Below are 14,669 nucleotides of genomic sequence, written 5' to 3' on the forward strand. Positions count from 1 at the left end.
TGGATCGCAAGCTTCCGCGTCATCCGCGGCCGGACGCCCTGTTGGGCTCCAAAATTCGGGTTTCGGCCGGGGCTGAAGTTGACCCGATTCTGTTCACGTCTGGGCTCTTTGGAGCAATAGTTTCAAGGAGGATCGCAGGTGCCGAGATCAAAACTGCTCTACACCGCCGAGTCGCGGAAGCAGATGATCGACCTTGTCCGACTTTGATGTCCAGGGCCCAGATGTTGCCGACCCCGAACACCATCCGGCCACCGCCGTGCTGCTGCTCAGCCAGCACGTCCAGGTCGGTGGGGCCCTCGACCTGTTCACGGCCGACGCCGGAGGACTGGGTTACCTCCTGAAGGACCGGATCATCGAGATCGACGATTTCCTCGCCTCGATCCGCCGGATCGCCGCGGGAGGTTCGGTGCTCGACCCGATCGTCATCCGGGCCCTCGTCGAGAGACGGGCGCCCGCCAGCGCCCTCGCCGCGCTCAGCGAACGGGAACGCGACGTCCTCGGCCTCATGGCGCAGGGTCTGTCCATACCGCGATCGCCGCCCGCCTCGTCGTCGGGCTGCGTACCGTCGAGACCCACGTCGCCAGTGTCTTCACCAGGCTGGGGCTGCTGCCCACCCCGGACGAGCACCGCCGCGTCCGGGCCGTCGTCACCTACCTCAACGGCGGAGACTGATCAGCTGTTCGGAGGAATGTTGAGCGGCCTCCACGGCCTTCTGGCGATTAAACGGCAAGCTCAGTCCGAGTAGGTGCTGAGTGCCTGCACCGGGCACGCGTGCACGCCCTGCTCGGCCTGGTCCTCGTCACCGTCAGGGACCTCTCGCGCGATGCCAATGTTACTGTAGCCCTGACTGTCCAGGGAGAAGAGCGCCGGATCGATCAAGTTGCATTGCCGCTTGGCTTCACAGACCGTGATGTCCACCCTGACCTTCACGGATATCATCCTTTCCTTTCGATGGTGCCCAAATCCCCAGCCGGGTCGTTGACTGTTACCTGTAGCGACATTGAGGGCCGGCGGTCCTCTCGGCCGCAGTCTACTCGGGTAAGCCGTTCATGATCGAGGAGTTCGCGATCGTCCGCAGGGACAGTAGAAGCACTCCTGTCGCGGCCGCCACCGCGCCGAGCAGCCAGCCGCCGGCCAGCGCAATATCGGTGGCGCTGTGGAAGCTCGTGCTGAACGCAGAGTCGATCAGGACTTGCACGGAGCCCGCCGACGGTAAGTTCTCGGACCACGCCGGCAGCTGCGGACCCAGCATGTAGTCCTGAGCGATACCGACATCGAGGAAAGGGAGCAGGAGCATGCACAACGTTCCCCCGACGCGGCCGAGGACCGGCGCGAAAGCGGCACCGATACATCCCCACGTCACCGAACCCAGCAGATACGCGACCACGAATAATCCGTAGTTCTCCGGCCGGAAGCCGCAGAAACCTACGAGCAGTGCCGCCAGGCTGACGATACAGGACGCGGCCGCGACTGTCAGCAACCTCACGATGAGAATACTACGTCGGCGGTAACCGCTGACAATCAGCCGCGAGTCGGCCTCCCTCGAACGTATCACGACAAACAGACCTGCCACGGCGGACAGGAACGACACGGTCATGTATCCCATGTAGGCACCGTGCAGCTTGGGCATCGCCATGGTCAGCAGCACCGCCTGGTTGTCAATGGCCGCGGGCACCTGGACCTGCACTCCGGTGAACATGAAGAAACTGACCCCGACAAAGGTGACGGGTGTGGCCAGCAGCACCAGCAACAGGATCCGGTTTCGCGCGTATGTTCGTATCGTCGACCGGGTGAGCTCGGCCGCCGGGCGGCCGATCGGTCGTGAGTCCTGAGATCCGACCGGTACCGGGTGACGGCCGGGATCTCGCTGGCCGACGGGTTTGACCTCAAACTTCGCCCGGGTCCACGCCACCGCCGCGTGGGCCACCTGCCGGTCGAGCAGAACAAAGCTGGCGATCAATGACAGCGAGAGCCACACGATGCCGCCCAGCAGGGCAGTCGGAAAGCCGTCGACGCCGGACATGATGACCTCGCTCGACGGGCGGGAGGGCACCAGAGCCGCCAGCCGCAGCGAGCCGCCGCCCATCGCCGGCCCCAGGAAGACGTCGAGCATCCACACCCCGACGAGAGCCAAACTGCCCGTCAGTTCATCATGGACAAGAGAGCCGACGATCGCCCCGAAGCAACCGTAGGTCCCAACCAGAAGGCCTGTTCCAACGGCAATCTGCAGGGTTACGTTGACATCAGTGCACACACGCAGCGCGGCCAGCGCGGACCCCCAGCAGCCAGCCCCCACCAGGGCGAAGAGCGCCAGACGCGCGATCGAGATATCCCAGCGGGCCGTCCTCAGATCGACCAGGTGGTCCGCGCCCCTGGTGCGGCTCGTCGAGAAGTAGGTGCCCAGACCAGCACTTATGGCACCAGCCCAGGCCGCCGAGAACGAGCCCATCATATTATGGCCGGTGTGACCTCCGAGCACGCGCGCGAAGTCGGTCAGTGCATCGGCGGACACGAGTACGAACACGACGGGGAAGCATACGAGCAGCAGGCAGTTCAGTCGATGCCTAAGAAAGTCGACTGCGAACAGGCGCGATAGCTGGAACGCATTCACTAGCTGACCCGTCCGAGTTTTCCATTGGAAAGATTGTAGACCTGGTCACACAGTTCCGTATCATCCGTACGATGGCTCACGATGACAATGCAGGTGCCATCCTGACGTCGCAGCTTCGCCAGCTCCCAAAACCGTAGGTAGGTATCCCAGTCGAAGCTGGCGTGGGGCTCGTCAAGCAGAACCAGTCTTGGCTCTCCCAGCAGTGCCAGCGCCAAGTTCAGCTTCGCCTTGGTACCAAGCGACAGCTCGTCGGTCACCGAGTCCGCGTACTGCGCGAAGGACAGCTGATCGAGCAGTTCCTCGGCCGCCTGGTTAATCTGTTCGACTGACAACCCGACCGCGCTCCCGAAGAGCCGGAAGTGCTCCCGAACGGTCAGCCGGGCGTACAGAGCCGCCTCCTGCGGGCAGTATCCGACCCGCTCGACGCGACGCAGCTCACCCAGATCCGGAGTTTCCAGACCCACCAGTATCCGCAGCAGGGTCGACTTGCCTGCCCCGTTCTCGCCAACCAGTGCCACGATCTGCCCGGGGAACAGTTCGAGATCAACTCCCCGGAGCACGCGGCTCTGCTGCCGCCACGCTAATCGCGGTCGGTAACTTTTCTCGATCCCCTTCGCGGTGAGGACGGCTCTGCCCGCAGGGGAGGTCCGTCCCGAGATCACCCCAGTCGGCTGCAGCTGTTCCGCATCCCCGCTGGCACCGGCGGCTCCGCCGCCGCCCTGATCCGCCATCCACCGGGCCAGCCCGGCCAGCCGGGTCACCTCGTCCCTGATGCGGTCCGGGGCATCCGTGCCGCCGGCGAACGGAATCCATAGATCCCTCCGGTCAGCGGGGGTCGTAACCTGAAGATTCATCCCGTGGCCATCGATCTCGGTGGCCACGGCGGAGATGGCATCGGCTGCCTTACCGAGCTCCCGGCCGATGATCAGGCAGTCGTCGGAATGAGCTGCGTTCAGATGTGCCAGCGCTCTGGCGCTGCGGACCGCGGCATCTTCCAGTTCCTCGGTTCTGTTGGCCTCGAGCATGGCGGCGTCGCTATGCAGTCGTCGTAGAGACTTCGAAGGACCAGACCTCACTTTCGATGGCGAGCGGACCGTCGCCGTGCGTAGGCGAGCTCCCGGGGTGTCCGTGTCCCGATAGCTGACCGCGGTGCATCTGGTCAAATACGGCCGAGTTCTTCCAGGCATCATACGAGGCCGCCGAATCCCACCGGCTGACAACCAGCCACCGGTTTCGCTCGTCCGTTGGACGCAGCAGCTGGAAATCCACGAAACCCTGCTGCCCGCTGAGTAACGCGCTTTGCGCTTCGAACCGTTTCGCCAGCTCGTCCTCAACCCCAGGCGGCACTGTTATCGCGTTGATCATAACCGTCGTCATCTCAACTCCATCTCGTCGGTATCAGCTCACTCGGTTGACGGTCCGTACTGGCGGTCAACCCACGCCGTCACCTCAGCTTGAGCCGGGCCGGTAGCCTCTGGAAGCCGGTGATGTTCATCGCGTGCACCGACTCGGCGGCGTCGAGGTCCAACTCAGCACTCTCGACGCGGTTGAAGAACTCGCCGAGCCCGGCGACCATCTGTAGGCGGGAGACGTGAATGCCTAGGCAGCTGTGTATGCCTCGACTGAAGCCCATGGCCAGGCGAGAGTTCCGGCGATCGATATCAAACGTGTCCGGATCGGAAAATAGTTCCGGGTCCCGATTGGCCGCGCCGAACAGCAGCAGCACGCGCGCACCCTCGGGGATCACCGTGTCGCGGATATCAACATCCCAGGCCGTTGTTCTTCGCATGTACTGCGTGGACGCATCCCGGCGGATGGTCTCATCAATGGCGTTCATTCGCGCGGGCTCATCATTTCGGACCAGCTCCACCACACTCGGCTGCGCCGAAACATTGGCCAGCACATATCCGGCTGTCCGAGCGACGTCCTCCGGTCCAGCCAGTGCCATGAGGAATAAGAACCCGAGAGCCTCCGCCTCTGACATCCTGTCACCGTCGGCACTTCCATTGATCAGCCTGGACAGGAATGTTCCCTCCGTGGCGTAAAGCCGAGGCAGATGCTCTTCGGCCAGGAAGGTCATGATATGCCCGATGGCCTCTTCCCCGGCCGCGGTGAAACTGATGTTTCCGCGCTTGCGCTGGAAGCACGCATTGAGCCATTCTCGCCAGAGTGGACGAGACTCCGCCGGGATCTCGAGTAGCTCGAGGTCGTTCTCGATCGCCCACGGGAGGAGCAGATCCTGGCACACATCCAGCTCGGCTCCCGGCAGCCGGTCGAACTGTGCGACGAAGTTCCGACCGAAAGCCACCTTGAAACCGGCGACAGCCTTGGGCACGAAGGAGCCGCTTACCATGGTCCGCATCCGGGTGTGGTCCGGAGGATCGAGGAACGCCATCATCGGGACCGGGAGTTCTTCAAGCGTCTGGTCCTCGTACACCGTGCCTTTGCGTGCCGAGAACGAGAGCGGGTCGTGGAGTGCCCCTGCGACGTCGTCGTACCGTGACAGCGCCCAGAAGTCGTCCTTCTCGTTGTAGTAGACCGGCTGCTCTTCTCGAAGAGCCTTGTAGTACGGGTAGGGATCGTCTGTCACCAGGCTGTCCAGCGGAGAATAATACGCCATTGCGTCTCCGTCCTTTCCGGGATCGGTACCTTCAAGCGTGCTCGCAGGCACCTCATCTTTCTGCGGTCTGCCGAGTCAGACTGGGTGTGAGCGGCGTCGAGAGGGCTCGCGTCAGCCCTACCTGTTCTACTGTTCCATACCTCAGCGCAGCGTCGAAGGTGAACACTATTCTGTCGCCCAATCGACCGCCGAGCGGAAGTAGCGCGCTCGGCGAGCGTAGGTTAGGAGGCCCCGTACGGCGTTTACATAGACGTGTACAGGGCGCACCTGGCGGGTTCCGCGCTCGAGTCTGTTGAGAACTTCGCGCAGCTCAGCCTCGTCGGCGAATATCCGCTGATGAAAGCGGAGTATCGGCACGAAGACCCCGCAGTTGGACAGCACTAGCTCGGCGAGGGCCATTTCGAGCGCACACCCCAGCGCCGAGCGGCGGTGGAACGGGAACCAGCGGCGAGAGAGAGTGAGCCGTATCAGTCCGCCCTCGCCCGAGACGGCCGCAAAGATCCTGGACTGTGCAGAGATGCGCCGAAGGCCTTCGGCGAACATCTCCTGCAGCCGCGTCGCCGTCACGATTCGCTCGGGATCTGCACATCCAGAGAGTGCGTTCAGCGCGATATGCGCGCTGAGCTCGCACCGGTAGTGCCGAGTGAGCTTCTCGACTAGTTTCGGGTTTCTCGCGGCCGCGCGACGGTAAACATCGTCGGTAACGAGAGCGACGCCGAGCGGCACCGTCATATCACTCAGGGGCTTGGCCATCGCCGATACGTCGACATTCAGCGCGAGACGCCGATGTACCAGGAAATCTCCACCGATCCGCCACCCGCCGGTCAGCACCTCGTCGATCCCAACCAGGTAGCCTCCCGACGCCTTGCAGCGGTGTACTAACTCGATAATCGAGTCGGGGATAGGCCGGCATTCAGCGCCCTGGATGAGTTCCAGCCAGACCAATGCCACGTCTGGCCGGTTCAGGACCGTCTTCAGCCGAGACTCGCAGCCGGGTTCATCGAGGTCGATGTACTCAAGATTGGCATAGTACGGTCGGAACGCTTCTCTGTCCGACTCGGTCAACAGCGTGCCATGCTTGCTGAGACTGAGCGAGATGGGAGTCTTCCCGGAGTAGTTGCCACGAAAACTGACAATGGTTTTACGATCCGGCTGCGCTAGCATGGCGAAGCTGACAGCTAGATCAACGGCAGTACCACCGCTCACGGCGGGCACCGAGTGTGGATACCCCGTCAGTACCTGCAGCACAGACTCAAGCTGATCGTAGTAGCGCCCGTCCGGGCGGTGCGCGGTGAGGACGTTCTCCACCAGGTCCGGAGGGTTGTGGCCGCGTAAGTTGCTACCCGATCCACCACCGGAATCGATGATCTCCCGCCCGTCGGAGAGCACCAGCCGGCTACCTAGTGCGCTCTTGATGTCGAGAGCCATTCCCATGGCGTCGTTGAGACGGGCCATCGGGGGGTTCACGTAGTGATGGAATGCTCGTACCCGCGCCGTCATCGTACCTTCGATACGCTTGAGGACAATCTTGTCCTCGGCTTCGATCAGGTCAGCGGCATCCAGCGCCTCCAGTACCGCGCGAAGTGAGACGGCGGCCCCGCCGAAAGTGGTGGTATGCGCGGCGGCGTCTTTGATGTTGTTCCACACTGAATGAGCCCGCTGGCTCATGGTCAGACATCCGAAAGGAAGCTGTCGAGCCGAGAGGTCCTCTCCGAAGATATGGGCGTCGGCCTGTATCCCGCTCTGACTGAAGTACGTGCCGCCCAAGTCGCGGCCGAGATTCGAGAGGACGAGTAAGGCGCCCGATTCGTGTCCAGCGTCGGCGAAAGCGTCGTGCAGGCGGGGCCGAGCCTCCCATTCTGAGCGTGCGACGATCACGCCCGACCAGGCCTTTTCCGCTAGTCGGTCAGCCGCCACGTCGAGAGACTCGACGAAGCACAGTCCCGGTGCGAGACTCTGTGAGGAACCCTGCTCTGTGGGATCAAAGAAGACGCGCAGATCCTGCTCTGGATCGACGATGAGGACGCTACCGTCATTAGCCCTCCTGTGCCGCACCGACGAGTGCCGGCACAGTTTTATGGCCGCCCCGACCGCTTCGACACCTGAGTTGGTGAAGAATGTTCGGTAGGGCCCACCCCGAGCTTGTGCACGCTGCAGCAGACGGTCGAGCAGAAAACCCAACATCGCCCCCTCGGCACTGATCGTGTTGCTCCCGATGAGAAGGTTGCAACGCTGACTGAGGTTGTATTCAGCCAAAAGATCGAGGGTCGACCGCGTAGCCGACGTCAGAGCCGCACGAGCCATGAGCTTCGGATCCTTCCTGCCCGGCGCAGCCTCACTTTTCCGCCTACGACGCAGCAGGCCGCCAATGCCAACTTCACCGGCGAAGGAGACGGAAAGTAGAAACTCTGAAACCAATTCAGTAAGGCTACCGCGTACCCTGTCAAGGCCCCTCTCGGGATTTCGGAAGGAGTCTCCATGCTGTTGGTGCTGTGCGACCCGGCTCCAACGCTGTACGTGTACACGGGCGGCGCGAAATAGCCCGTGACCTGGGCAGACGCAGGGATTCCCCGGCCGCGACGTACTTTCTCGCCGCCAGCCGGCCACCCCGATCGCTGTTCAACCGCCGTCTCCGTGAGTTGGTGGCGCAAGAGGCCTCCACGCAGGTAGGTGTTGAGCGGGACCTGGATCGCCCCGGTCTTGGCGGCACCCTCGGAGCGGACGATGTCGTCCGCGAGGAGTGCGAGGCAGCGACGGACGTCGCCGGGGCCGGTCCGGCCGTGAACGCACGAATCGCCTCGACGGCATCGGGAAGGTTCGTCATGCGGAGTTCGTCATGCGGACAGCTCCCCTCGAGGTTCCACCGGACCGCACCCTGCGGCGTTGGCGTTCGTTGGCCGTACCGCGCCGCTCCTGGCGGTGTACTTTTTGTCTTTACTCTTTCTATACCTAATTCGAATTAGAGTCAAGCGTGGCCAAAGGAACGGCATGCGGGAGAATCCGCCGGGCGGCTTGCAGCGTTTTGGTAAGTTGCTGTTCAGCAGATCATGACAAGGTCCACGACGTCACCCTCGCCGAACGAGCAGGACGAGGAGCTGGGGTATCTCGTTGGTCTTGGCTTCCACGTCGTCCTGGCCGAACACGGGACCCCGGTCGTGGTCGAGGGTGGCGAGCAGGTGCCATGCATCGGCCGCGCAACCGCGTGATCCGCGGAGCGTCTTGCCGCCGAGGAGAATGGGCTGCCCCGCCACCGTGCCCTCTGCTCGTTGTTCCTGCCCACTGGCGTGCGCGGTGGTCGGCGACGTTGACGCTGGTTCGCTCTGTTAGCGTGCTGGTCGCCCGCAAGCATCGCTGGAACAGAGTGTCGGCGTGCGGGTACCTGCTGGATGTCGGCCCTGACATCAGGACCGACGTCGAGTTATCCCAGTCCTGCCCACGTACTTCGCTGCCTACCTCGCTGGATGGCAAGACGTGCCGATCGAACTCTCCGCGGACATTGTCTTCGGCGCGTGGGATACGTCCGGAGCCTCGCCTTCGAGCCCCATGCCGATTTCACCGACGACGCCGATGGCTGGGGCCCTCCCCAGGCGCCGAGGTCTTGACCAGCGGCAACGCCGACGTCAGCCGCTTGTTGTAGCCGGGCTGGCCGGGCTGGCCGGGCAGGCAGGGGCCCCGACCAGGTGCGCCCGGGCGTGGCGCAGCCAGCGGGTCTCGCTGTGGTGGCCGAGCAGGGCCTTGAAGCTCTCTCCCTATGCCCGGCCACCGCGAGCCCAGACTTCGGACTTGCTCGTCTAGTACTACTAGGTATCGGTCGCGGCTACGGCCGGATGATGCTCGGCCGCCCGAGCCACCTCATCGCGGTTGTCATCGTGGCTGGTCAGCAGCCGTGACGTCATGGGCGTGGTCTGCTCATGCCGGCGGGAGCGTCGCCATCACGGAGCCGGAGCGGATCCGTGACCGGGCCGGTTATCGTCGGATCCCGTGGATGAGCCGCCGGTATTCGTGGGGTCCTCCGACATCGCCGTCGTCCTCGGTCTGACCCGGCAGGCCGTCGACCGTCGGCTGCGGATCGATCCCGTCGCGCCCGCGCCGGCCGCGACGGTCAATCGCACCCGGGCCTGGGGCGGCACCCGGGTGTGGTGGCGCGCGGACATCGACCGCTGGCTCGGCGGCGCCGACCCGGACCGCTGGACGTCCCTGCCCGGTCACGCCCGCTGAGTCCGAGGACCGCGCGGTACGTCCGTGCCAGGTCCACTCCGACACCGGGGAGATCGTCGGTGGGGCGGCGGACGACCCCTCGGCCGAGGCCCCCCGGCGTCGACCGGCGCCGACGCCGGGGCGGGCCGGCGGCTCAGCCTGACCGAACGCCTCGCCGAGATTCCCGGGATCGGCCCGACCGCCGCCCAGGCGATCATCGCGGAGGTCGGGGTCGACGCGTCCCGTTTCCCCACCCCCGGCCACCTGGCCGCCTGGGCCGGTCTGGCCCCGAAGGACCGGGAGTCCGCCGGGCGGGCCAAGCCCGCCCGGACCGGGAAGGGCAACCGCTACCTGGCCGCCGTCCTTGGCCGGGCCGTGATGTCGGTCGCTGCGACCCAGACCTTCTACGGGTTCCGCTACCGGCGGTTCTCACGTCTTGGACGTGCTCGCGCCCGTCGAAGCTGCAGGTCGGCGGGCCAGGCAGGTGGTTCGAGCCTCCTGTGGCTCCGCAGCAGTCGACTCCTGGTGGTAGTCGTTCAACCGCGTGGCGGTCCGAGTGAGGCTGCGGATGGAGGGCTCCCGTGTGTGGCGAGTCCGCGCGGCTGGAACTGACCGGCGCGCAGGTCGCTCGCGGCGTTCTGGGGCGAGATCCGGCAGGTCGTGGCTGGGCTCCTGTCTGACCCGGAGACACCCTCGAACACAATGCCGCTGGCATGCGCCGCCGTGCGGACGCCGATGGAGGTTCAGTAGCTTCCGGTGAGGCGCTCTATCAGATCGGCGGTTGTCGAAGCCCCGGCTCGGCGCAGGGCCGCGGTCGTCGACCTGTCGGTCGCGCCGGTCAGGGACGCGACAGCCGTTCGGTGAGCGGCGAGCACCTGTGGCTCGTATTCTGCCACGAGCCGGCAGAGCAGCTCGTCGGGGGTGAGCACCTCGATTCGGCGGCCGCCGCGGCGTCGGCCGGGAAGTCCTTGACGTTCCATGTGCAGAGCACATTCGCCTCCGCGGCGACGGCCGCGGCCAGGACATGCCGGTCGTCTTCGTCTGGTAGCCACACGTCGGCGAGTGCGCGGAAATCCGCCTCGGCGGGCTCGACCTCGGCGAAGGGGAACGCGCGGTTCATCGCTGTCACCAAACGCTGGGCGGCAGCACGGTCGAAGCGGGCCACGTTCAGTCTGAGATGTTCGACGGCCTCGGCGAGGATCGCAGGGCTCCAGGCAACGGCGATGATCTCCTGGTCGGCGGCGTAGAGAAGGTAGTCGCGCAGGACTCGGGAGTAGAGCACGTTCGCGTCCGCGAGAACGACGCGGATCAGGTCGGTCTCGCGGACGGGGGTCGTTCGGTCAGGCCGAGTTCGTTCTGCACGGCGGCCAGTTCGGCGAGTGCCTCGCGCCGTCGCGGGCGCTCGTTCTCCAGGAACGCCCGGATCGACGAGACGCGCACACGGTGGTGGGCGCCGACCTTGCGGAACTCCAGCAGGCCGCGGTCCATCAGCTTGCGGACCTGGGGACGTGACATCCCTAGCAGCACCGCTGCCTCCGTCGGCGTGACCTCGGCGGCGCGGGGGGCCGCGACGAGCTCCTCGCCTCTGACCCGGGCGTCGAGCAGCCGGGAGACCAGCTCGGCCGTCTCGCGCGAGAACGCCACCCTCACCTCTCCACCGGACGTCGCCAAGGCGCGGTGGAGAGCCTCGGCATCGCGTAGCAGCAGCTCGGTCATGCCTGCCCCACCTGCCTCATCTGCTCCAACTGCAACAACTGCAACAACTGCAACACATTCCCGGTGCGCATCCGCTGGGCGAGGCTGGGTTCGACCGCGGCGACTGTCGCGGCCAGCACCCCGTCGTCGATGCGACTGATCACCCGGTAGGTCTGGCGGCGCACGTTGAAGCCGGCCCCGCTCTGGCCCGCCTCGGACAACCTGATAGCCGCCGGGTGAGCCGGCTCTGTCGATGAGGCGGATCCCGTCGCCCAGCTCCTGGTTCTGCCGGTGGATGGCTACGGACCGGAACCTTGGAACCCGCCAGGTATACGGAACATCCGTCCGATCCGCTAGATGATGTTCCGGTCGGCGTGGTCACCGGGAATCGTCCCAGGTCGGTGACCGCGTGGCGACCGGGCGGATGATGATTTCGGGACCCGGAACCGTGATCGAACGGTTCTTGTTGTGGTGCGTTAGGTCCACCACGCTGCGTAGTTGACGTCTGGCCTGGGTCGATAGGTTCGACCTATCGATCGGGACGATCGGGTGCCCGGCGAACGAGCAGGTAGTGACCCCGTTGGCCGGTTCGTACGGAACAATGGCCCTCGCCCAGTTGACGCAAATAGTGACCATGAGTGACATTCGAGTCGTCTCGGCATCGTCCCTCGCGTGGCGCGCGTGCTCTCGGGAGGAGACAGCAGCGTAGGGCAGGCGATCGGCGCCGCCAGCGGCTCCCGGCCCGGCTGGCGGTCACCGCGCACACCAGCCGGCTCGCCCAGCACGCGCTGTGCCTGCATACGCACGTTAACCCATGACCATCGCGGCCGGACAATGGGACCGACATCGCCGCGGCGCCTGACCGCGCTCGGCAGCACAGCGAGGGACTCGCCCCAAGACCGTTGGTTGTGCGGATTCTCCTCGTGACCGACGGTCTGTCCGATCTGAACAGGGCAAGGCAAGCCGCGGTGAAATGCGCCCAGGCTGGCTTGACGGTGGATGTGGTCCTGATCGATCCGACTGACCAAGCACGCGGTCTCGCGGCCCCTGCCTGCCAACCAGAAGCCGATGAACCCGGCGATGCGGCGGGCGTCGGCGAACAGCACCCCTGCGTTGACGGCGGGATGTCTGCCAGGTCTTACAGGCCGAGCCACGCCCGCGCGCAAAAGCCGAGCAGGGCGTCGCCAACCGAATCCGGGGCAATGAGATGAGGATCAGGTGCTGACGGCCGCAGCGTCGGCGCGAGCCAAGGTGGCGTCCAGGACGGCGTACTCGGCTTCTTCCACAGCGGCGATAGCGAAAGAGATCGCGCAGACGGCGTCGTCCTCCGCGTACTCCGCGCGCCGCTCGGCACGCTGGGCGTCGCGCTCGGTCTGCTTCTGTTGGACCTCAGCACGCACCTTGCTCACGTGGTCCTTCCAGCGGTCCTGGATCTCGCGCCACCGACTGGAAGCCTCCTGGGTCACGTCCGAGGCCTTCTCGCGAAGCTCGCTCGCGTGCCGCTCGGCGTTGGCGCGAGCCTGCTCGACTTTGGCCGCCAGCTCCTCGCGGGTCTCGGCCTCGGCAGCATCCGCAGCACCCTCGGCTGCCTTGGCACGCCTCGAGAGGTAGGCCAGCTGCTCGGACAAACGGGCCATAATTCTCACCCTTCCGCCGTCTTCCTGCATAATCACATGGCAGTCATGCTAGCGCGGATTCCTGGCTGACGCAGGTCCACCCCGACGACGGCGACCATCGCGACCTGCATCCCCATTACAGTGATTTGCAACCATCTATCGACGTCAAACGGCTCGAAGTACAGCGGAGATCCGCCACCCAGCAGCGGGTGGATGCGCGGCACGCCGAACAGCCTCCGGCCGCGCACTCCCGAGTCGACTTCCGGCGAGTTCGATCCTTCCTATGGGCAGTGAAGCTTGATACCGCTGTTCACGAAAGCGGTATTTCCCGGTTTGCCGGCGGACCGTCCGGGCAGGAGGTAAGGAGGCGGAATGAAATAACCTGTTCATCTTGAACCTTCTGTAGGTCCGTGACCTGCGAAGACGCTCCCGGGGATGCATTTGTTACTTCATTACAGATCCTAAGTGACGCCTGAGCCGGGAGGGATGCCCGCAAGCGGGGGAGCGGCCTCCGGTGACGTTCGGACGAGGTGCGTGCGCATCGCGAGGAGATTCTTGCTGTCGGGCGTCGGTTCGGGGTTCGGAATGTGCGGGTGTTCGGGTCGGTGGCGCGTGGTGAGGCCACGGGGTCCAGCGATCTGGATCTGTTGATCGATGTCGGGCCTGGTCATGGATACTTCGACATGGCGGCTTTCGCGCTCGCGGTGGAGGACCTGCTGGGTGTGTTCACGCAGGTCGCGACCGAGGGCGGGCTGAAGCTGCGTATCCGTGACCGGGTGCTCGCCGAGGCTGTGCCGGTCTGAACGGCTGTCTGTGCGGCGGGACGAGGAGCGGCTGGCGGACATCCTGGACGCGGCGGAGAAGATCGCGGTCCGGGTGCGGCGTGGCCGGGAGCGGTACGACGCCGACGAGGACGTGCAGATCATGCTCACCCGCAGGATCACACGATGGTCGCTCTACGTCACGAACTGCCACTCCGGCGAGTTGTCAAAATGTTACTTTTATCCACTATTTTCATGGACTCCAGTCGCATCCGCAGATCCGCCCGGTGACGGACGGCCGGCACACCGGTCACCCGTTGCGACCGCGGGCCGCGGGCGACCTGCGGCCGGTCTCCGCGCGCGACCTCCACCCAGCCGCGACCTGTTTGCGGATTTTTCGAATAGAAGTAGCCTGGAGTCGTGGCCACCGTGATTCGAGAGCGAACAGTCCTCCCACCCGCGGACAACTCCACCCTCGCCCGGTTCGCCCGCCGCCTGGCCGGGCTCGAGGAGCCCGCACGCGCACGGCTGGTCGGCCCCGACGGTTCCAAGATGGACATCCCCGACGAGCTCTACGGAATCCTGCACGACGTCGTGACCGCTCTGTCCCAGGGCCTGGCGATCTCGATCGCCCCGCACAACACCATGCTCACCACCCAGGAAGCCGCCGACCTGCTCAATATCTCCCGCCCCACTCTGGTACGCCTGCTGACCGACAGTGAAATTCCCTACACCATGCGCGGCCGGCACCGCCGCGTCATGCTCCGCGACATCCTCGACTACCGCGACCGCACCCGCCGGGAACGCCGCCAGGCACTGGACCAGATGGCCGCCGAAGCCGAAGAGGACGACCTCTACACCCTGACCGCGGCCCCCACATCAACCCGGTAAGAGGCCGTGACGTTCCCCGCGCTGCTCGACGCCTGCGTGCTCTACCCGGCCTACCTCTGTGACACCCTGCTCCGGCTCGCCGAAGCCGAGGCCTACCGGCCCCTGTGGTCAGCCGACATCCTCGACGAACTGCGGCGCAACGTCGTCGACGCCGGCGTCCCGGCCGACCGCGTCGACCGGCGCATCAACCACATGCGCCGATACTTCCCCGACGCGACCGTCACCGGCTACGAACACCTCATCGACGGCATGACCAACGATCCCAAGGACCGCCACGT

16 protein-coding genes and 2 pseudogenes are annotated in these 14,669 nt (G+C 65.2%); 7 read left to right on the top strand and 11 right to left on the bottom strand.

The window, feature by feature from the left end:
* The first annotated feature begins 193 nt into the window (after positions 1-193).
* The gene (locus tag AC5LUJ_RS16360; protein ID WP_250284591.1) at positions 194-745 is read left to right on the top strand and encodes a transcriptional regulator; all 552 of its coding nucleotides are present in this window, start codon (positions 194-196) and stop codon (positions 743-745) included.
* Here the strand turns inward: AC5LUJ_RS16360 and AC5LUJ_RS16365 are convergent.
* The 6 genes from AC5LUJ_RS16365 to AC5LUJ_RS16390 all read right to left on the bottom strand — a co-directional run bounded on the left by AC5LUJ_RS16365 (position 733) and on the right by AC5LUJ_RS16390 (position 7,535).
* Complete coding sequence (locus AC5LUJ_RS16365) at positions 733-930, bottom strand: ferredoxin (RefSeq protein ID WP_250284589.1); 198 nt, start codon at positions 928-930, stop codon at positions 733-735. The two genes, AC5LUJ_RS16360 and AC5LUJ_RS16365, sit on opposite strands and share 13 nt — an antisense overlap.
* A 100-nt stretch (positions 931-1,030) precedes the next feature.
* A complete protein-coding gene (locus AC5LUJ_RS16370) occupies positions 1,031-2,611 on the bottom strand; it encodes a hypothetical protein (protein ID WP_250284587.1) in 1,581 nt (526 codons plus the stop codon).
* Complete coding sequence (locus AC5LUJ_RS16375; protein ID WP_250284585.1) at positions 2,611-3,636, bottom strand: ATP-binding cassette domain-containing protein; 1,026 nt, start codon at positions 3,634-3,636, stop codon at positions 2,611-2,613. The genes AC5LUJ_RS16370 and AC5LUJ_RS16375 overlap by 1 nt, the downstream gene beginning before the upstream one ends.
* 10 nt (positions 3,637-3,646) lie before the next feature.
* The gene (locus AC5LUJ_RS16380) at positions 3,647-3,988 is read right to left on the bottom strand and encodes an antibiotic biosynthesis monooxygenase family protein (protein WP_493465239.1); all 342 of its coding nucleotides are present in this window, start codon (positions 3,986-3,988) and stop codon (positions 3,647-3,649) included.
* Between the two features lie 67 nt (positions 3,989-4,055).
* On the bottom strand, positions 4,056-5,231 hold the full coding sequence (locus AC5LUJ_RS16385; RefSeq protein WP_493465240.1) for a cytochrome P450: 1,176 nt from the start codon (positions 5,229-5,231) through the stop codon (positions 4,056-4,058).
* Between the two features lie 165 nt (positions 5,232-5,396).
* A complete protein-coding gene (locus AC5LUJ_RS16390) occupies positions 5,397-7,535 on the bottom strand; it encodes an aminotransferase class III-fold pyridoxal phosphate-dependent enzyme (protein WP_250284582.1) in 2,139 nt (712 codons plus the stop codon).
* Between the two features lie 743 nt (positions 7,536-8,278).
* Here AC5LUJ_RS16390 and AC5LUJ_RS16395 point away from each other — a divergent pair.
* Entirely contained in the window at positions 8,279-8,437 is a 159-nt protein-coding gene (locus AC5LUJ_RS16395) for a hypothetical protein (RefSeq protein WP_250284581.1), read from the top strand.
* 391 nt (positions 8,438-8,828) lie between these two features.
* Here the strand turns inward: AC5LUJ_RS16395 and AC5LUJ_RS16400 are convergent.
* Positions 8,829-8,968: pseudogene (locus AC5LUJ_RS16400) on the bottom strand (IS982 family transposase); the annotation flags it as partial.
* 265 nt (positions 8,969-9,233) lie between these two features.
* Here AC5LUJ_RS16400 and AC5LUJ_RS16405 point away from each other — a divergent pair.
* Together AC5LUJ_RS16405 and AC5LUJ_RS16410 are read left to right on the top strand one after the other, a co-directional pair.
* Positions 9,234-9,449 (top strand): hypothetical protein, encoded by a 216-nt coding sequence (locus tag AC5LUJ_RS16405; protein WP_250284580.1) that lies wholly within the window; start codon positions 9,234-9,236, stop codon positions 9,447-9,449.
* 24 nt (positions 9,450-9,473) lie between these two features.
* Positions 9,474-10,040, top strand: a complete 567-nt coding sequence (locus AC5LUJ_RS16410; RefSeq protein ID WP_250284579.1) for an IS110 family transposase — start codon at positions 9,474-9,476, stop codon at positions 10,038-10,040.
* Between the two features lie 226 nt (positions 10,041-10,266).
* Here AC5LUJ_RS16410 and AC5LUJ_RS16415 read toward each other — a convergent pair whose 3' ends face one another.
* From AC5LUJ_RS16415 to AC5LUJ_RS16430, 4 genes are all read right to left on the bottom strand, one after another.
* Positions 10,267-10,740: a PIN domain-containing protein gene (locus AC5LUJ_RS16415; RefSeq protein WP_493465241.1), complete on the bottom strand. Its 474-nt coding sequence runs from the start codon at positions 10,738-10,740 to the stop codon at positions 10,267-10,269.
* A complete protein-coding gene (locus AC5LUJ_RS16420) occupies positions 10,737-11,144 on the bottom strand; it encodes a helix-turn-helix domain-containing protein (RefSeq protein ID WP_250284575.1) in 408 nt (135 codons plus the stop codon). The genes AC5LUJ_RS16415 and AC5LUJ_RS16420 overlap by 4 nt, the downstream gene beginning before the upstream one ends.
* Positions 11,141-11,344, bottom strand: coding sequence for a hypothetical protein (locus tag AC5LUJ_RS16425; RefSeq protein ID WP_250284573.1), 204 nt, complete (start codon positions 11,342-11,344; stop codon positions 11,141-11,143). Before AC5LUJ_RS16425 ends, AC5LUJ_RS16420 begins: the two co-directional genes overlap by 4 nt.
* A gap of 993 nt (positions 11,345-12,337) precedes the next feature.
* Complete coding sequence (locus AC5LUJ_RS16430) at positions 12,338-12,760, bottom strand: YtxH domain-containing protein (protein ID WP_250292288.1); 423 nt, start codon at positions 12,758-12,760, stop codon at positions 12,338-12,340.
* A 566-nt stretch (positions 12,761-13,326) separates the two neighbouring features.
* Here AC5LUJ_RS16430 and AC5LUJ_RS16435 point away from each other — a divergent pair.
* The 3 genes and pseudogenes from AC5LUJ_RS16435 to AC5LUJ_RS16445 form a co-directional block, all read left to right on the top strand.
* Complete coding sequence (locus tag AC5LUJ_RS16435) at positions 13,327-13,542, top strand: nucleotidyltransferase family protein (RefSeq protein WP_250292286.1); 216 nt, start codon at positions 13,327-13,329, stop codon at positions 13,540-13,542.
* Positions 13,543-13,920: 378 nt separating this feature from the next.
* Positions 13,921-14,391 (top strand): helix-turn-helix domain-containing protein, encoded by a 471-nt coding sequence (locus AC5LUJ_RS16440; RefSeq protein ID WP_250284568.1) that lies wholly within the window; start codon positions 13,921-13,923, stop codon positions 14,389-14,391.
* A gap of 6 nt (positions 14,392-14,397) precedes the next feature.
* Positions 14,398-14,669: pseudogene (locus AC5LUJ_RS16445) on the top strand (PIN domain-containing protein); the annotation flags it as partial.

The organism is Protofrankia sp. CiP1_Cm_nod3 (assembly GCF_982290655.1).